This window comes from Kitasatospora misakiensis (assembly GCF_042656005.1).
GTDB lineage: Bacteria > Actinomycetota > Actinomycetes > Streptomycetales > Streptomycetaceae > Kitasatospora > Kitasatospora misakiensis.
On the sequence record NZ_JBHSOF010000002.1, the window covers coordinates 196,712 to 219,980 of the forward strand.

Here is a 23,269-nt window from a genome sequence, read left to right on the forward strand (position 1 = left end):
CGCGGGGTGCCGCAAGCGCCACCTTGACCGAACTTCCGCCCGAGACCGCCTTCTGACGGTCCGTCCGCGAAAAGGACCCACCATGGCACCGCGCCAGGCCCTCCCCCATACTCCGGTACGCCCCCGCGCCGGCCGGATCAGACGCTCCGCCGCGGCCGCCGTCGCCGGCCTCACCGCCGTCACGCTGCTCTCGGCCTGCGGCTACGGTTCCAAGAGCGAGGACACCAAGGCCAACACCCCGGCGGCCGCCGGTGATTCCTCCTCCGGCCCGAAGCTCTCCGCCGACACGGTCAAGATCGGCTACTTCGCCAACCTGACCCACGGCACCCCGCTGGTCGGCCTCCAGGAGGGGATCTTCCAGAAGGAGCTCGGCGCCACCCAGATCAAGCCGCAGGTCTTCAACGCGGGCCCGGCCGAGATCGAGGCGCTGAACGCCGGTTCCATCGACATCGGCTGGATCGGCCCCTCCCCCGCGATCAACGGCTACACCCAGTCCAACGGCGAGGCGCTGAAGATCATCAGCGGTTCGGCCTCCGGCGGCGTCAAGCTGGTGGTCAACCCCGAGAAGATCCAGAGCCTGGACGACCTCAAGGGCAAGAAGATCGCCACCCCGCAGCGCGGCAACACCCAGGACGTAGCACTGCTCAACTACCTGGCGGGCAAGGGGCTGAAGGTCAACCCCGACACCGGCGCCGGCGACGTCTCCGTCATCCGGAGCGACAACAAGGTCACCCCGGACGCGTACAGCTCCGGCGCGATCGACGGCGCCTGGGTGCCCGAGCCGACCGCGTCCAAGCTGGTCACCCTCGGCGCGAAGGTCCTGCTCAACGAGAAGGACGTCTGGCCGGACAAGAAGTTCGTGATCACCAACATCATCGTCTCGCAGAAGTTCCTCAAGGAGCACGCCGACGTGGTGGAGGCCGTGCTGCGCGGCTCGGTGAACACCAACACCTTCATCAAGGCCAACCCGGACAAGGCCAAGGCCGACGCCAACGAGGCCATCAAGAAGGAGGCCGGCAACGCGCTGCCGCCGGCCATCCTCGACCCGGCCTGGGCGGACATCGACTTCCTGGACGACCCGCTGGCCAACACCCTGCAGGCCGAGGCCGACCACGCCGTGACCGCCGGCCTGCTCAAGAAGCCGAACCTGGCCGGGATCTACGACCTCACCCTGCTCAACAAGGTGCTGAAGGAGAAGGGGCAGAGCCCCGTCGCGGACGCCGGACTCGGCGCCAAGTAGCGCCCGCGGTACCGCGGTACCGCGCCCGAACCCCGCGGTCCGGCCCCGCCCACCCGTTCGTTGCCCGCTCGATGCCCCGAGCACGGGCGGGCGGGGCCCGGACCCCGGTACAGCTCCCCCCGACGCCAGATGCCAGACCACACCACGCAGGAGGTGCCCGGAATGAGCCCGGCACTGACCACCTCGAACGACGCCACCGGCGCCGGCACCCTCGACGGTGCCCCCGCCGTCCGGATCTCGCACGTGCACAAGTCCTTCGGCCGCCCCGGCGCGCAGACCCACGTCCTGGACGACATCACCCTCGACGTCGCCCCCGGCGAGTTCGTCACGCTGCTCGGCGCCTCGGGCTGCGGCAAGTCCACCCTGCTCAACCTGGTCGCCGGCCTCGACAAGCCCACCGCGGGCAGCATCGAGGTCACCGGCGGACGCCCCGCGCTGATGTTCCAGGACCACGCGCTCTTCCCCTGGCTCACCGCCGGCAAGAACATCGAACTCGCGCTGAAGCTCGCCGGCGTCCCCCGCCCCGAGCGCCGCCCCGAGGCCGAGCGGCTGCTCGAACTCGTCCGGCTCCAGGGCTCCTACGGCAAGCGGGTGCACGAGCTGTCCGGCGGCATGCGCCAGCGCGTCGCGATGGCCCGCGCGCTCGCCCAGGGCAGCTCCGTCCTCCTCATGGACGAGCCGTTCGCCGCCCTCGACGCCATCACCCGCGACGTCCTGCACGACGAGATCACCCGGATCTGGGCGGAGCGCAAGCTCTCCGTCCTGTTCGTCACCCACAACGTGCGGGAAGCCGTCCGACTCGCCCAGCGCGTCGTCCTGCTCTCCTCCCGCCCCGGCCGGATCGCCCGCGAGTGGCGGATCGACCTCCCCCAGCCCCGCCGCATCGAGTCCTCCGGCGTCGCCGACCTGTCCATCGAGATCACCGAAGAACTGCGTGGGGAGATCCGCCGCCATGGCCAGCACTGACACCGCACCCACCCTGGTCAAGGAGCAGCCCGGGGGGCCCGGAGGCCCCGGGGGCTCCTCCGACGTGAGCGCCGGCCTGGACGCCCTGGACACGGTCCAGGCCCGCCGGGTCCCGCTGGGAGAGGTCCTGCGCACCAAGGCGCTCCCCCCGCTGCTCGGCCTGCTGCTCGTCCTGGCCGTCTGGCAGGGCGCCTACAGCCTCGAAGTCACCAGCACCTACAAGCTGCCCAGCCCCGCCGACGTGTGGGACTCGCTGATCGGCCTCTGGGAGGCCGGGACGCTCTTCAGCATCATCTGGACCAGCGTCTGGCGCGGCATATCGGGCTTCCTGGTCGCGGTGGCCATCGGCACCCCGATCGGCCTCCTGGTCGCCCGGGTCAAGCCGGTCCGGGCCGCACTCGGACCGGTGCTCTCCGGCCTGCAGTCGCTGCCCTCGGTCGCCTGGGTGCCGGCCGCCGTCATCTGGCTCGGCATCAACGACTCGATGATGTACGCCGTCATCCTGCTCGGCGCCGTCCCGTCCATCGCCAACGGCCTGGTGGCCGGCATCGACCAGGTGCCGCCGCTCTTCCTCCGGGCCGGCCGCACCCTGGGCGCCACCGGCCTGACGAACGCCCGCCACATCCTGCTGCCGGCCGCCCTCCCCGGCTACCTGGCCGGCCTGAAGCAGGGCTGGGCGTTCTCCTGGCGCTCGCTCATGGCCGCCGAACTCGTCGCCTCCTCCCCCGATCTGGGCCTCGGCCTGGGCCGCTTCCTGGAGAACCAGCGCGAGTCCGCGAGCATGTCGGGCGTCCTGCTCGGCATCATCCTCATCCTGGTGGTCGGCATCGCCATCGACCTCCTCCTGTTCACCCCCGTCGAGCGCCGCGTCCTGCGCAACCGCGGCCTGGTGGGCGCCGGCAAGTGAGGCACCCCCGGATGACCGACCGCCCGCTGTCCGCCGCCCCCGCCACCCCGGTGGCGGCGGACAGCCCCGCCCTGCTGCTGATCGCCCACGGCAGCCGCGACCCCCGGCACGCCGCGGCGGTGGCCGCGCTGGTCTCCCAGCTGCACCGGCTGCGCCCCGGGCTGGACGTCGCCACCGCCTACCTCGACCACTGCGCGCCGCGCATCCCGCAGGTGGCCGCGCGGCTCGGCCGGGCCGCGGTCGCCGTCCCGCTCCTCCTCAACCGGGCCTTCCACGCCAAGCACGACATCCCCGCCGCCCTGCGGGCGGTCGGCGCGGCCCTGCCGGTGGCGGATGTGCTGGGTCCTTCCCCGCTGCTGCTCGCAGCCCTCGACCGCCGGCTCGCCGAGGCCGCGCCGGAGCTCGCCTCCCCCGCCGCGCGGGCCCGCACCGGCGTCGTCCTCGCCGCGGCCGGCTCCTCCGATCCGGCCGCCGACGCCGCCACCCGGGCGGTCGCCGCCGAGTGGCGCCGCACCCGCGGCTGGGCCGCCGTCGAGGTCGCCTACGCCTCCGCCGCCGGCCCACGCGTCCCCGACGCCGTCGCCACCCTGCGCCGCACCCCCGCCGTCGACCGGGTCGCCGTCTCCCCCTACCTGCTCGCCCCCGGCCGGCTCCCCGACCGCATCACCGAGGCCGCCACCACAGCCGGCGCCGACCACCTGGCCACCGTCCTCGCCCCCACCCCCGAACTCGCCCGCCTCCTCCTCACCCGCTACGACGCCACCCGCACGGCGACCCGGACGACCCCGGCCCTCACGGCCTGACGCTCACGAGGCCCGCCGGTGCTGGTACTCCGCGACCGCCGCCGTGATCACACTGAGGGGGACCACGGCCTCCTGATCGGCAACCGCCGCCTCGATCCACTCCCTCATGATCGCCGTCGGCTTGACCCCCCGGCTCTGCGCCCGGCGCCGAACCTCGTCCATCACGGGCTTGGGCAACCGCAGTGACGTCGTGATCATCACCGATTCCACCGGTAGCGGCTCCGCCGGCTCGGCCGCCATGATCTCGTCCTCGGTCAGCTCGTGCGTCTCGTAGAACTCGGCCAAGGCTTCCGCTTCGACTTCTGCACCGTTGTCAGTCATGTGCCACCCTCAACTCGTCCGCTTGAGGAACAAGCGCCGCTCGGCGACGGTCATGTCCCGCGCCGTGGCGCAGTACCAGCTGGACCTCACCGCGGTGCTCACCACCAGCACCACCAACAGGTGGCGCCCGGCATCCGTCACGCCGAGGCAGAGTGTCGAGCCGTCGCGCCCCGAGCTGAACCACCTCGGCCGGGTGAAGACGACCTGCTCCACCTCGCCGGGGGTCACTCCGTGCCTGGCGATGTGCTCCTCGGACCGGTCGGTCCAGTAGATCTCAGTCTGCACGACAGAGAGCGTGTTGCAAACGCATTGCGTTCGGCCACTCGCATTCACCCGATCGAGGCATGCGCGTGAACGCAGTCGCCCGGCGCACAGAAGTGCCCGTGCGCCGGCCGACCGGCGATGCTCAGGCGTGGTCCAGAATGCTGTGCTCGGCCAGATCAGGGGCGTGGCGGGCGACCGTACGGTAGTCCGCGTCGTCGTGGAGCACAGTGAGTCCGTGGTGCGCGGCCGTTGCGGCGATCATGAGGTCGACGGCGGAGGCGCTCCGGTGCTGTCCCGCGACGGCCATCCGACGCTGCACCGTGTCGATCCAGCGCCCGGCGCCCTTCGGCACCGAGACGTCCGGGTAGAGATCGCCGAACATCTCCGCGATCTCGCCGTACTCCCGGCCGTCACGCGCGCTGTAGAGGAACTCGGCGCGCTGCGGATAGCACGACGCGATCGACTGGGCGTCGATCGCGTCGAACCAGGTGGCCTGCAGTTTCGGGTCGCGGAGCAACCGCACGAGGGCCGAGGTGTCGAGCAGGTAGATCACCGCGCGTCCTTCTCCGCCCGGTGCAGGCGCTCGGCGTCCTCCACGGCTCCCCAGCGACGGGCCCGTTCGAAGTGGCGGCCGATCCTCGCCGCGCGCTCCTGCCGTTCCGCGTAGTAGCGGAGGGCGAGGTTGACGGCCTCCTTCTTGGTCCGCACTCCCGCCAGTGCCATGGCGCGTTCCAGTGCCTCTTCGTCGATGTCGATCTGTGTCACGGACATCCCGCACCTCCGAGGACCGATGTTGGCGATGGACAAGCCATTGTACTCGACCAACATTCCCCTGGAGGCTTCAGTGCGCCGTCGTGCCCAGGTGGACGGTGATGAGGCCGGTGGTGATGAGGGTGAGGCCCGCTACCGGACCGGCGCCCACGCCTTCTGGCGGCTGCACGTCGCCCACCTCGTGCGCGAGGCCGGCCGGCCGGACCCGGAGGTCCTCGCCGACCAGTTGCTCGCCCCGCTCGCCCCCGAGCGGATCACCGCCGGCCTCACCGCCCTGGCCCACGGCGTGCTGGGCCACGGCACGCCGGGCCGGGCCTGAGCGAGGCCGGGAGGATCAGGCCGGCACGTGCCAGAGCTGGTTGGCCGTGTTGAGGAAGTCCCAGATCTGCACCGGTGCGCCGTTGGCGGTGTCGTAGTTCCGGACGTCCAGGACGCGGCCGGACTGCGGGTTGACGATCGCGCCGTCGGGCCGGACCCGCCACTGCTGCGAGCCGGTGCCGTTGCAGTCGTAGATCTGCACCGCCGTGCCGTTGGCGGTGCGGCCGCCCTTGACGTCCAGGCACTTGCCGACGGCGCGGATGGTGCCGTCGGAGACGATCTGCCAGCTCTGGTTGACGTTGCCGAGGCAGTCCCACATCTGGATGGGAGTGCCGTTGGTGCTGGAACCACCGCGCACGTCCAGGCACTTGTTCGCCTGGCCGGTGATCTGACCGACCGGCCCGGCCGGGGGCGTGGGGCCGAGCGCGATCCCCGGTCGCACGATCGTGTCCGTGCTGTCGGCGCACCACGCGTTACTGCTGCCGTTGCCGGTCACCCACCCGTCGCTGACGGCCCCGGACCAGGTGGGGATGCCGTTGGCGTCCACGCCCTGGCACAGGGCGCCGACCTTCCAGGTCTGCCGCGGGTCCATGCTCGTGCAGGTGCCGGTGGCCTGCCACATGCCGGAGCTGACGGTGCAGCCCGCCGGATCGGCGGCCTGCGCGCCGACGGGCACGGACGACGCGGGCGCCGCGGCCTCGGCGGCACCGGCGGTGAGCGCGCTGGCCCCGGCGAGCAGGGCGGTGGCGAACAATGTGGCGGTACGACGCATCGGAAGATCCTTCGGGGAACGGGGAAACGGGCAGCCCGCTCATCAGGGAAGCGCAATGACGATGCATCAGTTGTGCGGGCCGCGTGAAAGCTTCGGGTACGGCGTGAGCACGGTCAACAATGCGGGGTGGAGATCACGCCAGCGGTCCGTCCACGGAGGACGGCCGGGAGAGCGGACGGCCGGCTGCAACGCGGCAGGTAGGCCACCCGGCGGATCCAGCCGGAACGCGTACGCCCCGACTCCCAGAAAGGGAGCCGGGGCGTACGCCGGTTGTGAAGAGCCGCTCAGTCGGACTTGCGGCGCTGGCGGCCGGTGCCGTAGTTGGAGCCGGACTTGGAGCCACTGCCGGGCGCCGGGCGGCCCGCGGAGCGGCCGATGAAGCCGGCCGCCTGGCGCGACGCGCCGCCGCCCTGCCCGCCGCCCGCGCCACCCATGCGCTGCTTGGGCCGGGGACGGCGCGGGTTGCCGTTCATGTCGACGTCCGCCGGCAGACCGGAGCGCTTGCCGGAGCGGCGGCGCGCGCCGGACTTCGGCGCGGCGCTCCCGCCCTCCCCGCCGGCCTGGCCCTGCGGGGCCGCCGGAGCGGGCACGGTCACGGTGACCGGCACGCCGCTCGGGGTGCGGGCACCGGTGATCCGGGTGAGCTCGACGTCGCCGGGGCGGATCTTGGTGGTGGTCGGACGGATCCCGGCCACCGTCATCAGCCGGCTGACCTCGCGCCGCTGGTCCGGCAGGACGAGCGTGACCACGGTGCCGGACTCGCCGGCCCGGGCGGTACGGCCGCCGCGGTGCAGGTAGTCCTTGTGGTCGACCGGCGGGTCGACGTTGACGACCAGGTCGAGGCCGTCGATGTGGATGCCGCGGGCCGCGACGTTGGTGGCGATCAGCGCGGTGACGAGGCCGTCCCGGAACTGGTCGAGCACCCGGTTGCGCTGCGGCTGGGACTTGCCGCCGTGCAGGGCGGCGGCCTTCACACCGTTGGCGAGCAACTGCTTGGCGAGCCGGTCCGCGCCGTGCTTGGTGTGCACGAACATGATCACGCGCCCGTCGCGGGAGGCGATGTGCGCGGTGGTGGAGGCCTTGTCCGCCGGCTCCAACTGGAGCAGGTGGTGGTCCATGGTGGTGACCGCGCCGGCCGAGGGGTCGACGGAGTGGGTCACCGGGTCGGTCAGGAAGCGCTTGACCAGCCGGTCGACGTTGCGGTCCAGGGTGGCGGAGAACAGCATCCGCTGCCCGCCCTCGGCGACCTGCTCCAGCAGCTTGGTGACCTGCGGCAGGAAGCCCATGTCGGCCATCTGGTCGGCCTCGTCGAGCACGGTGATCGCGACGTCGGAGAGGTTGACGTCGCCGCGCCCGATCAGGTCGTCCAGGCGGCCGGGGGTGGCGACCAGGACCTCGGCGCCGCGCCGCACCGCGTTGGCCTGCCGGGTGATCGACATACCGCCGACGACGGTGGCGATCCGCAGGTTGACGGCGGTGGCGTACGGGGTGAGGGCCTCGGTGACCTGCTGGGCCAGCTCGCGGGTGGGCGTGAGGACCAGCGCCAGCGGGTGGCGGGCGTCGGCGCGCCGGCCGGCGGTGCGGGCGAGCACCGGCAGGCCGAAGGCGAGGGTCTTGCCGGAGCCGGTGCGGCCGCGGCCGAGCACGTCGCGGCCGGCGATCGAGTCCGGCAGGGTCGCGGCCTGGATCGGGAACGGCTCGGTGACACCCTCGCGGGTGAGCGCGCTCAGGATGCCCTTGGGCAGGTCCAGCTCGGCGAAGCTCGCCGCCGGCGGACGGGCCGGGGTGCCCTCGACGACGGTGAAGTCGGCGGCCTCGGCCACCCGCGGGGTGCTCCGGCGCGGCGGCCGGGAGGACGCGCCGGTGCGCGGGGCACCGGTACGGGGGGCAGCGGTACGGGGGGCGCCGCCGGTGCGCGGGGCGCCGGTGCCGTTGCGGGGCTTGCGGGAACGACCGCCGTCGCGGTGCGGCTGGGCAGGGGTGGTCACGGGTTCTCCGTCTGTTGGCGTGACAGTCCCTGGTCAGGGACTGGGTCGGCCGTCGGGAGGGAGTTCGCCGCCCCGGCCGTTCGGCGGCATGAGCGAGGGCCCGCACCGTGCGGTGCGGGCCCTCGCTACGCGATATCGCGCGTCAGCGGAGGCTGACGTCAGCCGATGACGCGGATGTTCTCGGCCTGCGGGCCCTTCTGGCCCTGGGTGACGTCGAACTCGACCTTCTGGCCCTCGAGCAGCTCACGGAAGCCCTGAGCGGCGATGTTCGAGTAGTGGGCGAACACGTCCGGGCCGCCGGTCTCCTGCTCGATGAAGCCGAAGCCCTTTTCGCTGTTGAACCACTTCACGGTGCCGGTAGCCATAACCGTCTCCTCTAACTGGGGCATCGGAGCCCACACCTCGTGGACCCCAAGTAGCCGCGATCCCCATCCGGAGGCTGAAACACCGGACAAAACAAATGCGCCTGTTGGTGTTGGAACCAGCAGGCGCACACATACGTTCATGGGAACCAAAACTGCAACTGACTCGACTGTAGCACGCCCGCACCCCGATTGACCGGGGATTTTCTGCCGGACAGATCACGTTTGCGGGATCGGCGAAACGGGCAGACGGCGCCCGCCGTGAGGCGGGCGCCGTCCGTGTCGTCACCGGGGCGGGCGGGCGGTCAGCGCCGTCCGGCCGACTCCGGCAGGCCGTGCGCGGCGTGCGGGCCGGCCGGGGCCGCGGCCGGGTCGCCGTGGCCCTCGACGGCGTCGCCGCCGTGACCGGGCCACCAGGCGGCCTTGCCGACCAGCGCGGTGAGCGCCGGGGTGAAGAACATCGCCATCACGAAGGCCGCCAGGAAGATGCCGAAGGCCATCGCGAAGCCGAACTCCAGCATGAAGATGTTGCCCGCGAGCATGAAGGTCGCGAACGACACCGCCAGGATGAAGCCGGCCGCCGCGACGGTCGGGCCGCCGTGGCGCACCGCCTCGCGGGCCGCCTCGCGCGGGTTGCGGCCCGCCCGGGCCTCCTCGCGCAGTCGGGCGATGATCAGGATGTTGTAGTCGGTACCGATCGCCACCACGAAGAGGTAGATGAGGATCGGCAGCATGAACATCATGCCGTGCTCGCCCTTGATGTTCTGGAACAGCAGGGTCGAGGAGCCGAGGGTGGCGGTGAAGCCGAGGCCGACCGAGGCCATCAGGTACCAGGGCGCGACCACGCTGCGCAGCTGGAGGCCCAGGATCAGCAGGATCAGCAGACCCGCGATCGGGAACACCAGCTTGTAGTCGTGGGACATCGCCAGGTTGATGTCCTTGTAGATCGCGGTCAGACCGCCGACCTTGGCATCGGTGCCGGACGGCGCCTGGGCGTGGGCCACCTCGCGCAGCTCGGTGAGGGTGTCGATCGCCTCGTTGCTGGACGGCTCGTGCTTGAGCAGGACCGTGAAGTCGGCGGTCACGCCGTCCTTGCTGACCTGCGGCTTCGAGGCGGCCTCGGCCACTCCGGGGACGGCGCCGAGCTTGGCGACGTAGCCGTCGAAGGAGGCCTGGTCGAGCTTGCCGCCGCCGGTGCTGCTCAGGTAGACGTGCGTCGGGTCGGCGGCGCCGGCCGAGAAGCCGTTGACCAGCTTGTCCTGGACGACCATCGACTCCTTGTCCTTGGGCATGGAGCTGCCCGCGAGGTCGAAGGTGCCGTTGTAGCCGAGGGCGCCGGCGGTCAGGGCCAGCAGCACACCGCCGGAGGCGACGGCGACCATGGCCGGGCGCTTCTGGACGGTGCGGCCGAGCGAGGCGAACCGGGCGTTGCTCGGCTCGTGCATCCACTTCTTGCCGGGCCAGAACACCCCGCGGGCCGGGATGACCGCGAGCACGGCCGGGGCCAGGGTGAGCGAGGCGAAGGCGGTGACGACGACCGCGATGGCCAGCGCCGGGCCGAGCGCCTTGAACATGCCGAGACTGGAGAGGATCAGCACCGCGAAGGCGACGGTGACCGCGCCGGCCGCGGAGGCGATGGCCTCGCCGACCCGGCCGACCGCGTTGGCCACGGCCTCCTTGCGGTCGTCGCCGGCCCGCAGCCGCTCGCGGTAGCGGAAGGCGAGGAACAGGAAGTAGTCGGTGCCGACACCGAGGACGACGACGATGAGGATCGCCGACAGGACCGGCGTGCTCTCCAGGTTGAAGGCCTTGGTGGCGTAGGCGATCAGGCCGTTGGCGGTCGGCATGGCGACCATCAGCGACAGCAGGACCGGCAGGATGCCGGCCAGGACGCTGCGGAAGATGATGCCGACGATCAGCGCCACCAGGACGACGCTGCTGAGCGCGATGATGGCGTCGGCCGCGCCGGAGGCCTCCTTCTGGTCCAGTTGCTGGGCGGCGGCGCCGCCGAGCTGGAACTTCAGGTCGGTCCCGTTGGCGAGCGCCTTGCCCTCGTCGCGGAGGTGCTTGGCGGCCTCGCCGAACTCGTCGGACTGCTGGGTGGCCTTGTCGATGGCGATCGGGGCCAGCGCGTACTTGCCGTCCTTGGACGTCGTCTGGTCGCTGATCGCGATGATCTGCTCGACGTGCTCGATCTTCTTGTCGGTGAGACCCTGGATGATCTTCGCCGCGGCGGCCTTGTCGGCCTCGCTCATCGGAGCGCCGTCATTGCGCTCGAACAGGGCGAGGGCCGAGGGCGTGAAGTTCGCCGGGAAGGCCTTCTCCTGCACCTGAGCGGCCTGGATGGACTCGTAGTGCTTGGGAAGGAACGCGGCCTCGTCGGTCTGGGCAGTGATCTTCGGGGCCGAAACCGCGATGGCGATCATCGCGACGACCCACGCCGCGATCACCCACCAGGCGCGACGGACGACGAAATGTCCTAGTCGGTGGAACATGCTCGTGATGCCTCCTGGGCATGGTTCACCGCAGCCCTTGGGGGACGGGACGCCGGGCGACGGATCGGATCGGCCCCGACCCGTGCGGGGGCACAGGTCTAGCCGGTCGGCAGGTAAGTACTTGGAGGGACCCATCCTACGGTCACTTGCTTGCCGACCGGCAAGCGAATATCCCCGTGACCCCGTTGCCGTAGGCCGACCCCCTCGGAGACGCCCCCGGCGCCCCCGAACCATCTTCGCGCGCGGACGGCCTTCTTGACCTCGTGCTCCGGGTGGAGACAGCTCCCCCTCAGGGTGGAGCTTGCTCCCCGATCCCAGGGAGGAGATATCAGGGTTCGGGGCTAGGGAAAACCCCACCCCGCCCCCGAGGAGAACCACAGGGCGGACTCCCCCGCCAGCCGGATACCCCGTCAACAGCGGCTTCCCTACTGTCGATTACGGCGCCGGACCGCACCCGGCGACCGCATCCGGCGGCCGACCACCGCCGTACGCCCGGCCCGCCCGCCACTTGTCCCGGCGCCGGCCGAACACCCAGGGGGAACCGTGAAGACCAAGCCCGGCACGGCCGCGGCCATGGGCGCCTGGAGCGCCCGGCACAGAAAGACCGCCGTCTTCGGCTGGCTGCTCTTCGTCGTCCTCGCCACCGTCCTCGGCGGCATGCACGGCAGCACCAAGGTCGGCGACGCCGAGGCGATGCCCGGCCAGGTCTCCCGGGCCGCCGAGATCCTCGACCGGGCCGGCCTCGCCTCCCCGTCCACCGAGACCGTCCTGATCCAGAGCGCCGGGCTGACCGCCGACGCCCCCGCCTTCCGGACCGTCGTCGAGCAGGTGATCACCGGGGTCGACGCCACCGGCCGGGCCACCGACGTCCGCTCCCCCTACGAGACGAAGGCCGTCTCCGCCGACGGCCACTCCGCGCTCGTCCAGCTCACCGTGCGGGGCGACCACGACGAGGCCACCCGGAACGTCACCGCCGTGGTCGACGCCGTCGCCGCCGTCCAGCAGCGGCACCCCGACCTCACCGTGGTCGAACTCGGCGACGCCAGCTCCGGCAAGTGGATGGACGAGCAGTTCGCCGACGACTTCGCCCGCGCCGAGTGGACGGCCGTCCCGCTCGCCCTCGGCATCCTGCTGGTCGCCTTCGGCGCGCTGGTCGCCGCCGTGCTGCCCGTCGTCCTCGCCCTCACCGCCTTCGTCGCCGCCGGCGGACTCGTCGCGCTCAGCAGCGGACTCCTGCACACCAGCAACAGCGCCGGCTCGGTGATGCTGCTGGTCGGCCTCGCCGTCGGGGTCGACTACTGCCTCTTCTACCTGCGCCGCGAGCGCGAGGAGCGGGCCGCCGGGCGCGACCTCGACACCTCGCTGCGGATCGCCGCCGCCACCAGCGGCCGGGCCGTGCTGGTCTCCGGCGTCACCGTGGTGATCGCCATGGCCGGCATGTTCCTCACCGGCATCGCCGAGTTCAAGGCCATGGCGTACGCCACCATCGTGGTCGTCGTCACCGCCGTGCTCGGCTCGCTCACCGTGCTGCCCGCCCTGCTCTCGATGCTCGGCGACCGGGTCGACAAGGGCCGGGTGCCCTTCCTGCGCCGGCTGCGCCGCCCCGACGCCGCCACCGCCGGCGGCACCGCTGGCACCGGCGGCCGGTTCTGGAACGCCGTGCTCACCCCGGTGCTGCGCCGCCCGCTGGCCGCCACCCTGCTGTCCGGCGCCGTCCTGCTCGCCCTGGCCGCGCCGCTGCTCACCATGCACACCGCCAACCTGACCTTCCAGCAGCAGCTGCCCAAGGGCAACGAGCTGGTCGCCGTCTCGCAGAAGATCGAGGCGGCCTTCCCCGGCAGCCCCGCGCCCGCCTCCGTGGTGATCAGGGCCACCGACATCGACTCCCCCGCGATGACCGCCGCGATCGCCGACCTCAAGGCCCGCGCCCTGGCCAGCGGACGGATGCACGGACCGGTCGACATCACCGTCCACCCCGAGCAGAACGTCGCCACCGTCGACATCCCGCTCAACGGCAGCGGCAACGACGAGGTCAGCAACGCCGCGCTGCGCACCCTGCGCGAGGACCTGGTGCCCGCCACCGTGCTCACCGTGCCCGGCACCGAGGCCCCGGTCACCGGCCGCACCGCCGGCTCGTACGACTTCAACGCCAAGATGACCGCGTCGATGCCGGTGGTCTTCGGCTTCGTGGTCGCCTTCGCCTTCCTGCTGATGCTCACCTCCTTCCGCTCGCTGGCCGTCGCCGGCACCGCCGTGGTGCTCAACCTGCTCTCGGTCGGCGCCGCGTACGGGGTGCTGACGCTGGTCTTCCAGCACGGCGTCGGGGCCTCGCTGCTCGGCACCGCCGGGGTCGGCGCGGTGGAGTCCTGGGTCCCGCTGTTCCTCTTCGTGATCCTCTTCGGCCTCTCGATGGACTACCACGTCTTCGTGGTCTCCCGGATCAAGGAGGGCCGCGACCGGGGCCTGCCCACCCGGGCCGCGATCTCCGACGGCATCCGCTCGACCGCCGGGGTGGTCACCAGCGCCGCGGTGATCATGGTGGCGGTGTTCGCGGTCTTCGGCACCCTCTCCATGCAGGCCATGAAGCAGATGGGCGTCGGCCTCGCGGTCGCGGTGCTGATCGACGCGACGATCATCCGCGCGGTGCTGCTGCCCGCGGTGATGACCCTGCTCGGCGAGCGCAACTGGTACCTGCCGCGCTGGCTCGCCTGGCTGCCCGACCTCTCGCACGGCGAGGCCGTCCCGCTCCCCGACGCCGCCCCCGTGGCCGCCGCTGCCCCCGTGGCCGTCCCCGCACCGCGGCTGCCCCAGGAGCAGCCCCACCAGGCCCGGCACCGCCGGATCGAGGTCTGACACTTCCCCACGGCCCCCACGGGCCGCAGGCCTCGAACACCGCCGGGCCCCGCGTCACGCGGGGCCCGGCACCCGTTTGCCAGAATGATCACCCACCCTCACCCGGCTGCCACGAAGGAAACCGACCCCCCATGCTCCCCTTCGACGAGGGGCGGGCCCGGCTGCTGCTCGCCCGCGCCTGCGAGTCCGCCGGCCTGCCCGACCCCGCCGACGCCCGGCTGCTCGCCCTCGGCGAGAACGCCGTCTTCGACCTCGGCGACCCGGCCGTGGTCGCCAAGGTCGGCCGCGGACCCGAGCTGTCCGAGCGCGCCCGCCGCGAGCTCGCCGTCGCCGACTGGCTGGCCGGCCACGGCGTCCCGGTGGTCCGCCCGTACGAGGCGCTGCCCGCCGAACCGCAGCTCGCCCACGGACACCCCGTCACCTTCTGGCACCGGCTCGCCCCCGCCGAGCGGCCCGCCCGCCCGGTGGACCTCGCCCCGCTGCTCCACGCCCTGCACCGGCTGCCCGACCCGCCGTTCGCCCTCGGCCGGCGCGACCTGCTGGCCCCCGTCGAACGCTGGCTCGCCTCCGCCGAGGGCCATGTCGACCCGGCCGACGTCGACTTCCTGCGCCGGCGCCGGGACGACTTCACCGCCGCGGCGGCCGAACTCGTCCCGCACCTGAAGACCGGGACGATCCACGGCGACGCGCTGCCCCGCAACGTCCACGTCGGGCCGGACGGGCCCGTCCTGCTCGACCTGGAGTTCGTCGCGCACGACCTGCGCGAGCACGACCTGGTGGTGCTCGCGCTCAGCCAGGACCGGTACGGCGTGCCGGAGGAGGACTACCGGGAGTTCACCGGGGCGTACGGCTGGGACGTGCGGGAGTGGCCCGGCTTCGCGGTGCTGCGCGGGGCCCGGGAGACGGCGAGCGCCTCCTGGGTCGCGCAGCAGGCACCGGGCAACCCGGCGGCGCTCGCCGAGTTCCGGCGGCGGGTGGACTCACTGCGGACGGGGGCCACGGAGGTGCGCTGGTACCCGTTCTGAGCCCGGGTCGGGCGGGGGTGGGGCGCTCGGCGTCCTTGGCGCGCCGGTGGCCGGAACGCGCCGGTGGGCGGGGGTGCCGGGGGCCTCGGCGGGAACCGGGGGCGGCACGCCGGGCGTCTTGTCGGACAGTCATCCCGACCGAGGATCGGCCGTCGCCTCAGCACCTCAGGAGCCGCCGCCATGTCCGAGCCCGCCGCCCCTGCGCAGCGCCCCTCCTTCACCACCGACCGGCGCCGCCAGCCACTGCTCGCGGGCTGCCTCGCGGTGCTCGCCTCGCTCGCCCTCACCGCCTGCGGCACCGCGAACGGCGCGCTCCAACCCGAGCCGAGCACCACGACGACGACCACGACGACGACCACCGCGCCGCCCCCGGCCCCCTCGCCGTCAGCCGCCTCTCCCTCCGCGTCCGCCCCGCCAACCGCCCCGCCCCCGACGTCCGCGAAGCCCGCCACCCCCAAGCCCACCACCCCCAAGCCCACCACCCCGCAGACCTCCACCCCCACCCCGGGCCCGACCCCCGCCCCGCTCCCCCCGTCCTCCCCCACCACCGGGGTCCCCACCTCCGTCGTCAGCTCCACCGCCTCCGGCGGGCGCACGGTCGCGCTCACCTTCGACGACGGCCCCGGCCCCGCCACCGGCCAGGTCCTGGACCTGCTCGCCCAGTACGGCGTCAAGGCCACGTTCTGCCTGGTCGGCAAGCAGGCCGCCGCCAACCCGGCCACCGTGAAACGGATCCTCGCCGCCGGCCACCGCCTCTGCGACCACAGCGTGGACCACCCACAGCCCTTCGCCGCCCTCCCCCACGACCGCGCCGTCCACGAGATCGCCGACGCCGAGCGGATGATCGTCCAGGCGGGCGGCCCGGGCACCCGGGTGGACTGGTTCCGCGCCCCGGGCGGCGGGTTCACCCCCGACAACCAGCGGATCGCCGCCGACCTCGGCCTGCGCCCGCTCGGCTGGTCGGTCGACCCGCGCGACTGGTCCCGCCCGGGCACGGCCGCGATCGTCGCCGCCGTCCAGTCCCAGCTCAAGCCCGGCGGCGTCGTCCTGCTGCACGACGGCGGCGGCGACCGCGGCCAGACCGTCGCCGCCCTACGGCAGTTGCTCCCCTGGCTGACCGCCCAGGGCTACCGCTTCGACCTCCCCGCCCGGTGACGGACCAGGCTCAGCGCAGCGGCCAGCGGGGGTCTATCACGGCCTCCGGGTCCTTGCCCCGGCGGAGCCAGGCCTGGAGGTCCTCGGCCCAGGCGCGGTACCAGTCGATCTGACGGGCGTGGAGTTCGGCCACGGGGACGGTGCCGACCTGGTCGGGGTAGCGCTCGGCGAGGGCGACGGCGACCCGCACCGCGGCGAGCGCGTCACTGCCCGCCTCATGGGCGTCGGTCAGCTCGACGCCGTACACCTCGCAGACCCGCTGCAGAGTCCGGGAGCCCTTCCGGTACTTGTCCACCGCGCGGTCGATGACCAGCGCGTCGAGCACCGGCACGACCGGCCCGCCGAGCCGCTCGGCCAGCGTCGCCAACCCGTGTCTGCGCAGTTCGGCGTCGAGCAGCGAGAGGTCGAAGGGCGCGTTGAACGCCACCACCGCCCGCCCCTCGGCGAGCCGCTCGCACAGCGCGCCGGCTATCTCCTCCACCGCTTCCTTCGCCGGCCGCCCCTTGGCCCGCGCCAGGTCGTCCCCGATCCCGTGGATCGCCGCCGCCTCGGCGGGTATCGGCACCCCCGGGTCGAGCAACCACCCGGTGGCACCCAGCCGACGGTCTCCGACGGTGTCCACGAGGGCGGCCGTGACAATCCGGTCCACGGCCGGGTCGGTACCCGTGGTCTCCAGGTCGAAGCCGACCAGTGGCTGCTGCCACCAGCTCATAGGGGTGCGTCCTTCCGTCCTCCACGCGAAACAGCCCCTATCATCACCCGCCCCTCCGACAATCCCCCCGCTGGGTCCCCGACCCCCCACCACCGCAGCCCCGGAGAACCATCCGGCCGTAGGACTTGCCAGACTGGCTGAGTGATCTCGCGACTACAGACCGCATGCACCGGCGAGCCTTCAGGGTCTGCCCACCGACACTGCCGGGAGACCTCCCGTGGTGGAGGCCGAGGCGACCACCATCGGAGGGTTCATCCCCATCTGGCGTTGAGCCCTTCCCGGAGGGAGAACCCATGATCCGTCCGCCCGTCCGCCGGGCCGTCGACAGCAGTCGGCTGAAGCGGCTGGTAGCAGTGGCGCTGATGGCCGCGACCCTTGGAGCATGCATGTCCAGCACCGGCCCCGGAAAGAACGACCCACTGCCCGTCAAGTCCCGCCAGGAGGCTTTGGACTGGGCGCGCCAGCTGATGGCCCACGTCGCGCAGTCGGCCGGGATCCAGATCAACGGCGAGCCTGAGGAGATCGGGTTCAGCCCGTGTGTGGGCAGGAACGGCGAGTCCGCGCCCGACGACCGCTACACCCTCCTGTACTTCGTCCACAGCGATGTCCCCGGCATCGCCCGACACAACGAAGTCGTCCGCAGCGCCCGGGACCTTCTGACGCAGGAAGGGCTGACGATCACCGACTTCCGCGAGGCGACGGACGAGAAGCCCTTCGCCGCGCTCGGCGCCCGCCATCCCACGAGCCGGTACTACGCCACGGTCGACAGCACCAGCGACAAGCGGATGGCTCTGAGTGTCACCACGCCGTGCCTGATGCCTCCTTCCTCCTCGCCGTCCGCCACCGGTTAGGTGGGGGTGAGGAGGGTGCGGCCGAGCCAGTCGGTGGGGGTCTGGGCGCCGGGGAGGATGAAGAAGTAGCCGCCGCCGGTGGGGCGGAGGAAGCGGGCGAGGGGTTCGTCGATCAGGCGGGTCTGGACGGCCTCGAACTGGCGGGTGATGTCCTGCTGGTAGCTGCAGAAGGCGAGGCCGAGTTCGGGGACGCCGCCCGCGTCGAGGCCTCGGTCGTAGTTGAAGGCGCGGCGCAGGATGCGGCTGGCGCGGGTGGCGTCGGTGCGGGGGTTGGCGAGGCGGATGTGGGAGTCGAGGGCGATCACGGCGCCGTTCGGGTCCTGGGTGTAGTCGGGGGCGTCGCCCTCCTTGGTGCGGCCGAGCGGGGCGCCGTCGGACTTGCGGCGGCCGATGATCCGTTCCTGGTCGCGCAGCGGCAGTTCGTCCCAGGGGACGACCAGGGTGCGGATGGCGCGGATCACCTGGTAGGTGCCGCCGACGGCCCAGGCGGGTTCGGTGCCGCCCGCGCCGACCCAGACCAGGGCGTCCATCTGCGCGGCGGAGCCGGTGTCGGGGTTCTGGATGCCGTCCTTGAAGCCGAGCAGGTTGCGGGCGGCGCCGGTGGGGCGGGCGCGGTTCTGGTAGCCGTCGATCTGCCAGCGCGGGCTGAGCGACTTGCTGGTGGCGCGCAGCAGGTCGCGGATCGCGTGCTGGACGGTGTCCCGGCTGGTGGCGCAGACCTGGAGGGAGAGGTCGCCGTGGCACTCGGCGGGGCGCAGGCCGTCGTTGGGGAAGGCGCGCATCGCGGTGAGCCCCGGCGGGTGGGCGTCGGCGAGGCCGTAGCGGGCGTCGAAGAGGGAGGCGCCGACGCCGACGGTGACGGTGAGGTCGTCGGTGGGCAGGGCGGCGGGGCCGAGGGTGCCGCTGTCGGAGGGTGCGGTGCCGGGGCCGAGGTCGGGCGGGGTGCCGCCGTCGGTGAGGAAGCGGATCCGGTCGGTGAGGGTGCGCAGCAGGGTGGCGAGCGCGGCCCGGTCGGTGACGTGGACGTCGAGGGCGAGGAAGGTGCCGTAGCCGGGGGGTGGGTTGAGGATGCCGGCCTGGTGGACGCCGTGGAAGGGGATCCGCCCGGTGGTGGTGTCCGGGGCGGGTGCGGCTGCGGCAGCCGAGGTGCCGAGGGTGAGGGCCCCGACGGCGCCGGCGCCGAGCGCGGTGCGGACGAAGGTGCGGCGCGAGGCGCCGGGGGCGCCGGGCTCGATCGCGTACTGACTGGTCAACGGCGGGCCTTCCGGGGCGGCGGGTTCATGAGCGTGGGCGGGCCCGGAACCGGGCCGCTGATCATGAAATCGACGCTAGCAACGCTCGCCCCGGCCCGCCTCCGCTCGCCGCCCGGAAGGGGGAAGCCCGCCGGGAGGACGGGGCCTCAGGAGGACGGCCCCTCAGGACACCGGCCGGGAGTCGGCCCAGATGCCCTCGAACTCCTCGCGGTAGACCTCCAGCAGCCCGACGTCGGCGCCGCCCGGCTCCTGGCCCGCGCCGCCGCGCAGCACCAGCGCGGGCGACTCCATGCCGCGGGCGCGCCGCAGGTAGGGCTGGACGACGCCGAGGTCGCGGGTCTGCCGGCGGCCGCCGGGGGCCGCCGCCGCGCCGGCCGGTACGCCCTCGACCAGGTAGGCCGTGAAGCGCGGGGTCTCGTCGAACACCCGGATCTCGAAGCCGCCCTGGTCGCGCAGGGCGGCGCGGACCCGGCGGACGTGCAGGATGTTCATCTGGATGGAGCGGCCCAGCTCGCCGCGCCCGAGGCCGAGTTCGCGCTCGCGGCGGCGGACGGCGCTGCTGGCCGGGTTGAGGAAGAGCAGCCGGACCCGGCAGCCCTCGGTGGCGAGCCGGACGAGCCGCTTGCCGGTGTAGTTCTGGCAGAGCATGCCGAGGCCGATGCCGAGCGCGTCGAGCCGCCGGGCGCCGTCGAGCAGGTCCTCGACGGGCAGGTCCCGCTGGAGTCGGACCCGGTCGGGGTGGACGGCGACCACGTCCGCGTACCGGCCGGCGACCAGCGACTCGACGACGTCCGCGGGCACCGCTCCGGCGCCGCCGTCGAGCAGGGCGAGCAGCCGGGCGGAGGCCCGCTCGGCCTGGGCGAGGACGGTCGGGGTGAGGACGCGGTTGCGGGAGACGACGTGCCGGGCGACCTCCAGCTCGTCGAGGGCCAGCTCGATCTCCCGGCGGTCGGCCAGGTACGGCTCGAAGCACGGCCAGTGCTGGACCATCAGCTCGCGCAGCTGCGGCAGGGTGAGGAAGACCAGCGGGTCGTCGTCGGCCGGGTCGAGCAGGTAGCCCTTGCGGCGGCTGACCTCGCGGACGGCGCCGGCCCGGTGCGCCCACTCCTCGCCGGCCGGGCCGGCCGCGGCGGTGACCCAGTCCTCGCCGTGGGCGGGCGCGTAGATCGGGTGCAGCACCTCGTCGACGAGCGAACGGAGCCGCTGCTCGACCAGGTTGAGCCAGACGTAGGCGCGGCCGGAGAGCCGGACGCGCTGGTAGGCGTCCTCCCACTCGGCGCCGGACCAGGCGAGCGCGGGGACCTCGACCGGGCCGCCCTGGGCGGGCACCAGCGAGCGCCCGCCGGTCAGGGCGGGGCGCATGACCACCGTCGGCGCCTCGCTGCGGGCGCCGCCCCGGTCGGGGCCGCCGGGCCCACCGCCACGGCCGCCGACGGGGAACACCATGCGCCACCTCACCTGGTTCCTGTTGGGAGCCGGCCGGGGCCGCTCGGAGCTGTCTGCCTGCCGTCCGGCCGGTCGGCCGCACGGCGTACCGCCGACGCACCGCCGGTCGCCGCCGGTTCGCCTGATTCGCCGACTCGCCCGATGGATCGCCATGCGCCCCCGACGGCCGGACGATCAAGGGTACTGCCCGCCGCGAACCGGCCGCAGCCGGTTGGACGACGGGGGCGGCCGGCCCACCGGTGCGCCCCAACCGTCTCATCCGCCCCGCTCGGCACGGAAGCCCCGTGACAGCGTTCGCGAGGAACCGGCGCTCCGCGCGTCTCGCCCCGACCCCGCCGCACGCCGGGCCGGGGAGAGGCGCGCGGACACCCGTTCGGGCGAATACGGCACAAATGGCCCCGCCGTCGGGCGAAGCGTCGGGGAGTATGCGGACTGTGCCGCCCGTGTGCCGTACGTCACGGTGCCCGAGTGGCGCATGCCCGCCCGCCCGGCCGGGCAGAGACTGCCTCCGAGGTCCGGGCCCGATCATCGGACTGTCCGACAGTTCTCCTTATGCGCAAGGAAGTTGAGGAACCATGCAGGTCTGGCCAGGGGCCTCCTACCCCCTCGGTGCCACCTACGACGGGGCCGGCACCAACTTCGCCGTGTTCTCGGAGAGCGCCGACCGGATCGAGCTCTGCCTGCTCGACGAGGACGGTTCGGAGAGCTCCGTCGAGCTGCGCGAGACCGACGCGTTCGTCCGGCACGCCTACCTCCCGGGCGTCCAACCGGGCCAGCGCTACGGCTTCCGCGTCCACGGCCCCTACAACCCGGGGCTCGGCCAGCGGCACAACAGCGCCAAGCTGCTGCTGGACCCGTACGCCAAGGCGATGAGCGGGCACATCGACTGGGACGAGTCCGTCTACGGCTACCACTTCGGCGCCCCCGAGCGCCGCAACGACCTGGACTCCGCCCCGCACACCATGCACTCGGTGGTGATCAACCCGTACTTCGACTGGGGCACCGACCGGCCGCCGCGCACCGACTACCACCGCACCGTGCTGTACGAGGCCCATGTGAAGGGCCTGACCAAGCTGCACCCGGGGATCCCCGAGGAGATCCGCGGCACCTACGCGGGCGTCGCCCACCCGGCCGTGATCGAGCACCTGGCCAAGCTCGGGGTCACCGCGATCGAGCTGATGCCGGTGCACCAGTTCGTCCGGGACCACCGGCTGCGCGACCTGGGGCTGGCCAACTACTGGGGCTACAACACCGTCGGCTTCTTCGCCCCGCACTCCTCCTACTCCTCCACCGGCGACCGCGGCCAGCAGGTGCAGGAGTTCAAGTCGATGGTCAAGGCGCTGCACGCGGCCGGCATCGAGGTCATCCTCGACGTGGTCTACAACCACACCGCCGAGGGCAACCACCTGGGCCCGACCCTCTCGCTGCGCGGCCTGGACAACGTCTCCTACTACCGCCTCGCCCGGGACCAGCGCTTCTACGAGGACACCACCGGCACCGGCAACAGCCTGCTGATGCGCAGCCCGCACGTGCTCCAGCTGATCATGGACTCGCTGCGCTACTGGGTCACCGAGATGCACGTCGACGGCTTCCGCTTCGACCTCGCCGCCACCCTGGCCCGGCAGTTCCACGAGGTGGACCGGCTCTCCTCGTTCTTCGACCTCGTCCAGCAGGACCCGGTGGTCTCCCAGGCCAAGCTGATCGCCGAGCCCTGGGACCTCGGCGAGGGCGGCTACCAGGTCGGCAACTTCCCGCCGCTGTGGACGGAGTGGAACGGCATGTACCGGGACACCGTCCGCGACCTGTGGCGCGGCGAGAACGCCACCCTCGCCGAGTTCGGCTCCCGGCTCACCGGCTCCTCCGACCTCTACCAGGACGACGGCCGCCGCCCGATCGCCTCGATCAACTTCGTCACCTGCCACGACGGCTTCACCCTGCGCGACCTGGTCTCGTACAACGAGAAGCACAACGAGGCCAACGGCGAGAACAACCGGGACGGCGAATCCTTCAACCGCTCCTGGAACTGCGGTGTCGAGGGCCCGAGCGAGGACCCGGGCGTCGAGGAGCTGCGGGCCCGCCAGCAGCGCAACTTCCTCGCCACCCTGATGCTCTCCCAGGGCGTGCCGATGCTCGCCCACGGCGACGAGTTCGGCCGCACCCAACACGGCAACAACAACGCCTACTGCCAGGACAACCCGCTCACCTGGGTGCACTGGCCGACCGGGGACGGGGCGGGCGCCCGGCTGCTGGAGTTCACCCAGGGCATGGTCTGGCTGCGCCGCGACCACCCGGTGTTCCGGCGCCGCCGCTTCTTCCACGGCCGCCCGGTCCCGGGGCGGCCCACCGGGGACGGCGGTCCGGTCGGCGAGTACGAGGACCTCACCGACATCGCCTGGTTCACGCCCGCCGGGGAGGAGATGACCAAGCGCAACTGGGGTGCCAGCTACGCCAAGTCGCTCACCGTCTTCCTCAACGGCTACGCCATCTCGGAGCCGGACCGGCGCGGCGGGCGGATCGTCGACGACTCCTTCCTGCTGATGTTCAACGCGCACTTCGAGCCGCTGGAGTTCACCGTGCCGGCCGGGCACGGGCAGGAGTGGCAGGTGGTGGTGGACACCGCGCAGCCCCGGCTGCCCGCCCCGGGGGCGGGTGCCCGGGCCAAGGCGGGGGACGCCCTCTGGCTCCCCGACCGCTCGCTGATGGTGCTGCAACGGCCCGCCTGAGCCGCCCCGCACCCGTGTACCGGCCCGCCGACGGACCTTGCGCA

General features: G+C 72.8%; 21 protein-coding genes. 10 read left to right on the plus strand and 11 right to left on the minus strand.

Annotated features, from left to right (window positions below; translation table 11 throughout):
- Nucleotides 1-82: 82 nt before the first annotated feature.
- From ACFP3U_RS02765 to ACFP3U_RS02780, 4 genes are all read left to right on the plus strand, one after another.
- Nucleotides 83-1,240, plus strand: a complete 1,158-nt coding sequence (locus ACFP3U_RS02765; RefSeq protein ID WP_380223489.1) for an aliphatic sulfonate ABC transporter substrate-binding protein — start codon at nucleotides 83-85, stop codon at nucleotides 1,238-1,240.
- A gap of 162 nt (nucleotides 1,241-1,402) precedes the next feature.
- Nucleotides 1,403-2,206, plus strand: a complete 804-nt coding sequence (locus ACFP3U_RS02770) for an ABC transporter ATP-binding protein (RefSeq protein WP_380223490.1) — start codon at nucleotides 1,403-1,405, stop codon at nucleotides 2,204-2,206.
- Nucleotides 2,193-3,113: an ABC transporter permease gene (locus ACFP3U_RS02775; protein WP_380223491.1), complete on the plus strand. Its 921-nt coding sequence runs from the start codon at nucleotides 2,193-2,195 to the stop codon at nucleotides 3,111-3,113. Before ACFP3U_RS02770 ends, ACFP3U_RS02775 begins: the two co-directional genes overlap by 14 nt.
- A gap of 11 nt (nucleotides 3,114-3,124) precedes the next feature.
- The gene (locus tag ACFP3U_RS02780; RefSeq protein WP_380223492.1) at nucleotides 3,125-3,916 is read left to right on the plus strand and encodes a sirohydrochlorin chelatase; all 792 of its coding nucleotides are present in this window, start codon (nucleotides 3,125-3,127) and stop codon (nucleotides 3,914-3,916) included.
- Between the two features lie 3 nt (nucleotides 3,917-3,919).
- Here ACFP3U_RS02780 and ACFP3U_RS02785 read toward each other — a convergent pair whose 3' ends face one another.
- The 4 genes from ACFP3U_RS02785 to ACFP3U_RS02800 form a co-directional block, all read right to left on the minus strand.
- The gene (locus ACFP3U_RS02785; RefSeq protein ID WP_380223493.1) at nucleotides 3,920-4,237 is read right to left on the minus strand and encodes a CopG family antitoxin; all 318 of its coding nucleotides are present in this window, start codon (nucleotides 4,235-4,237) and stop codon (nucleotides 3,920-3,922) included.
- A gap of 9 nt (nucleotides 4,238-4,246) precedes the next feature.
- The gene (locus ACFP3U_RS02790; RefSeq protein WP_380223494.1) at nucleotides 4,247-4,522 is read right to left on the minus strand and encodes a BrnT family toxin; all 276 of its coding nucleotides are present in this window, start codon (nucleotides 4,520-4,522) and stop codon (nucleotides 4,247-4,249) included.
- 121 nt (nucleotides 4,523-4,643) lie between these two features.
- Nucleotides 4,644-5,054, minus strand: coding sequence for a PIN domain-containing protein (locus ACFP3U_RS02795; RefSeq protein ID WP_380223495.1), 411 nt, complete (start codon nucleotides 5,052-5,054; stop codon nucleotides 4,644-4,646).
- Nucleotides 5,051-5,272, minus strand: a complete 222-nt coding sequence (locus ACFP3U_RS02800; RefSeq protein ID WP_380223496.1) for a type II toxin-antitoxin system VapB family antitoxin — start codon at nucleotides 5,270-5,272, stop codon at nucleotides 5,051-5,053. The genes ACFP3U_RS02795 and ACFP3U_RS02800 overlap by 4 nt, the downstream gene beginning before the upstream one ends.
- A gap of 28 nt (nucleotides 5,273-5,300) precedes the next feature.
- On the opposite strand from ACFP3U_RS02800, the gene ACFP3U_RS02805 reads away from it, so the two are divergent.
- On the plus strand, nucleotides 5,301-5,591 hold the full coding sequence (locus ACFP3U_RS02805; RefSeq protein WP_380223497.1) for a hypothetical protein: 291 nt from the start codon (nucleotides 5,301-5,303) through the stop codon (nucleotides 5,589-5,591).
- Between the two features lie 15 nt (nucleotides 5,592-5,606).
- Here the strand turns inward: ACFP3U_RS02805 and ACFP3U_RS02810 are convergent, their stop codons facing one another.
- The 4 genes from ACFP3U_RS02810 to ACFP3U_RS02825 all read right to left on the minus strand — a co-directional run bounded on the left by ACFP3U_RS02810 (nucleotide 5,607) and on the right by ACFP3U_RS02825 (nucleotide 11,207).
- Nucleotides 5,607-6,362 carry an RICIN domain-containing protein gene (locus ACFP3U_RS02810; protein ID WP_380223498.1) on the minus strand — a complete coding sequence of 252 codons (756 nt, stop codon included), beginning with the start codon at nucleotides 6,360-6,362 and terminating at the stop codon, nucleotides 5,607-5,609.
- A 284-nt stretch (nucleotides 6,363-6,646) separates the two neighbouring features.
- Nucleotides 6,647-8,350: a DEAD/DEAH box helicase gene (locus ACFP3U_RS02815; protein ID WP_380223499.1), complete on the minus strand. Its 1,704-nt coding sequence runs from the start codon at nucleotides 8,348-8,350 to the stop codon at nucleotides 6,647-6,649.
- A gap of 158 nt (nucleotides 8,351-8,508) precedes the next feature.
- Nucleotides 8,509-8,715, minus strand: a complete 207-nt coding sequence (locus ACFP3U_RS02820) for a cold-shock protein (RefSeq protein WP_030312377.1) — start codon at nucleotides 8,713-8,715, stop codon at nucleotides 8,509-8,511.
- 302 nt (nucleotides 8,716-9,017) lie between these two features.
- Entirely contained in the window at nucleotides 9,018-11,207 is a 2,190-nt protein-coding gene (locus ACFP3U_RS02825) for an MMPL family transporter (RefSeq protein WP_380223500.1), read from the minus strand.
- Nucleotides 11,208-11,780: 573 nt separating this feature from the next.
- Here ACFP3U_RS02825 and ACFP3U_RS02830 point away from each other — a divergent pair.
- The 3 genes from ACFP3U_RS02830 to ACFP3U_RS02840 all read left to right on the plus strand — a co-directional run bounded on the left by ACFP3U_RS02830 (nucleotide 11,781) and on the right by ACFP3U_RS02840 (nucleotide 16,240).
- On the plus strand, nucleotides 11,781-14,060 hold the full coding sequence (locus ACFP3U_RS02830) for an MMPL family transporter (protein WP_380223709.1): 2,280 nt from the start codon (nucleotides 11,781-11,783) through the stop codon (nucleotides 14,058-14,060).
- Nucleotides 14,061-14,191: 131 nt separating this feature from the next.
- Complete coding sequence (locus tag ACFP3U_RS02835) at nucleotides 14,192-15,085, plus strand: phosphotransferase enzyme family protein (protein ID WP_380223501.1); 894 nt, start codon at nucleotides 14,192-14,194, stop codon at nucleotides 15,083-15,085.
- Nucleotides 15,086-15,265: 180 nt separating this feature from the next.
- Nucleotides 15,266-16,240 carry a polysaccharide deacetylase family protein gene (locus ACFP3U_RS02840; protein WP_380223502.1) on the plus strand — a complete coding sequence of 325 codons (975 nt, stop codon included), beginning with the start codon at nucleotides 15,266-15,268 and terminating at the stop codon, nucleotides 16,238-16,240.
- Between the two features lie 10 nt (nucleotides 16,241-16,250).
- Here the strand turns inward: ACFP3U_RS02840 and ACFP3U_RS02845 are convergent, their stop codons facing one another.
- Nucleotides 16,251-16,952 (minus strand): exonuclease domain-containing protein, encoded by a 702-nt coding sequence (locus ACFP3U_RS02845; protein WP_380223503.1) that lies wholly within the window; start codon nucleotides 16,950-16,952, stop codon nucleotides 16,251-16,253.
- 293 nt (nucleotides 16,953-17,245) lie between these two features.
- On the opposite strand from ACFP3U_RS02845, the gene ACFP3U_RS02850 reads away from it, so the two are divergent.
- Complete coding sequence (locus ACFP3U_RS02850) at nucleotides 17,246-17,803, plus strand: hypothetical protein (protein ID WP_380223504.1); 558 nt, start codon at nucleotides 17,246-17,248, stop codon at nucleotides 17,801-17,803.
- Here ACFP3U_RS02850 and ACFP3U_RS02855 read toward each other — a convergent pair.
- Nucleotides 17,800-19,056, minus strand: coding sequence for a Dyp-type peroxidase (locus ACFP3U_RS02855; protein WP_380223505.1), 1,257 nt, complete (start codon nucleotides 19,054-19,056; stop codon nucleotides 17,800-17,802). The genes ACFP3U_RS02850 and ACFP3U_RS02855 overlap by 4 nt on opposite strands.
- Before the next feature lie 162 nt (nucleotides 19,057-19,218).
- On the minus strand, nucleotides 19,219-20,502 hold the full coding sequence (locus ACFP3U_RS02860; protein WP_380223506.1) for an SAV2148 family HEPN domain-containing protein: 1,284 nt from the start codon (nucleotides 20,500-20,502) through the stop codon (nucleotides 19,219-19,221).
- Nucleotides 20,503-21,077: 575 nt separating this feature from the next.
- Here ACFP3U_RS02860 and glgX point away from each other — a divergent pair.
- Complete coding sequence (gene glgX, locus ACFP3U_RS02865) at nucleotides 21,078-23,225, plus strand: glycogen debranching protein GlgX (RefSeq protein ID WP_380223507.1); 2,148 nt, start codon at nucleotides 21,078-21,080, stop codon at nucleotides 23,223-23,225.
- Nucleotides 23,226-23,269: the final 44 nt, after the last annotated feature.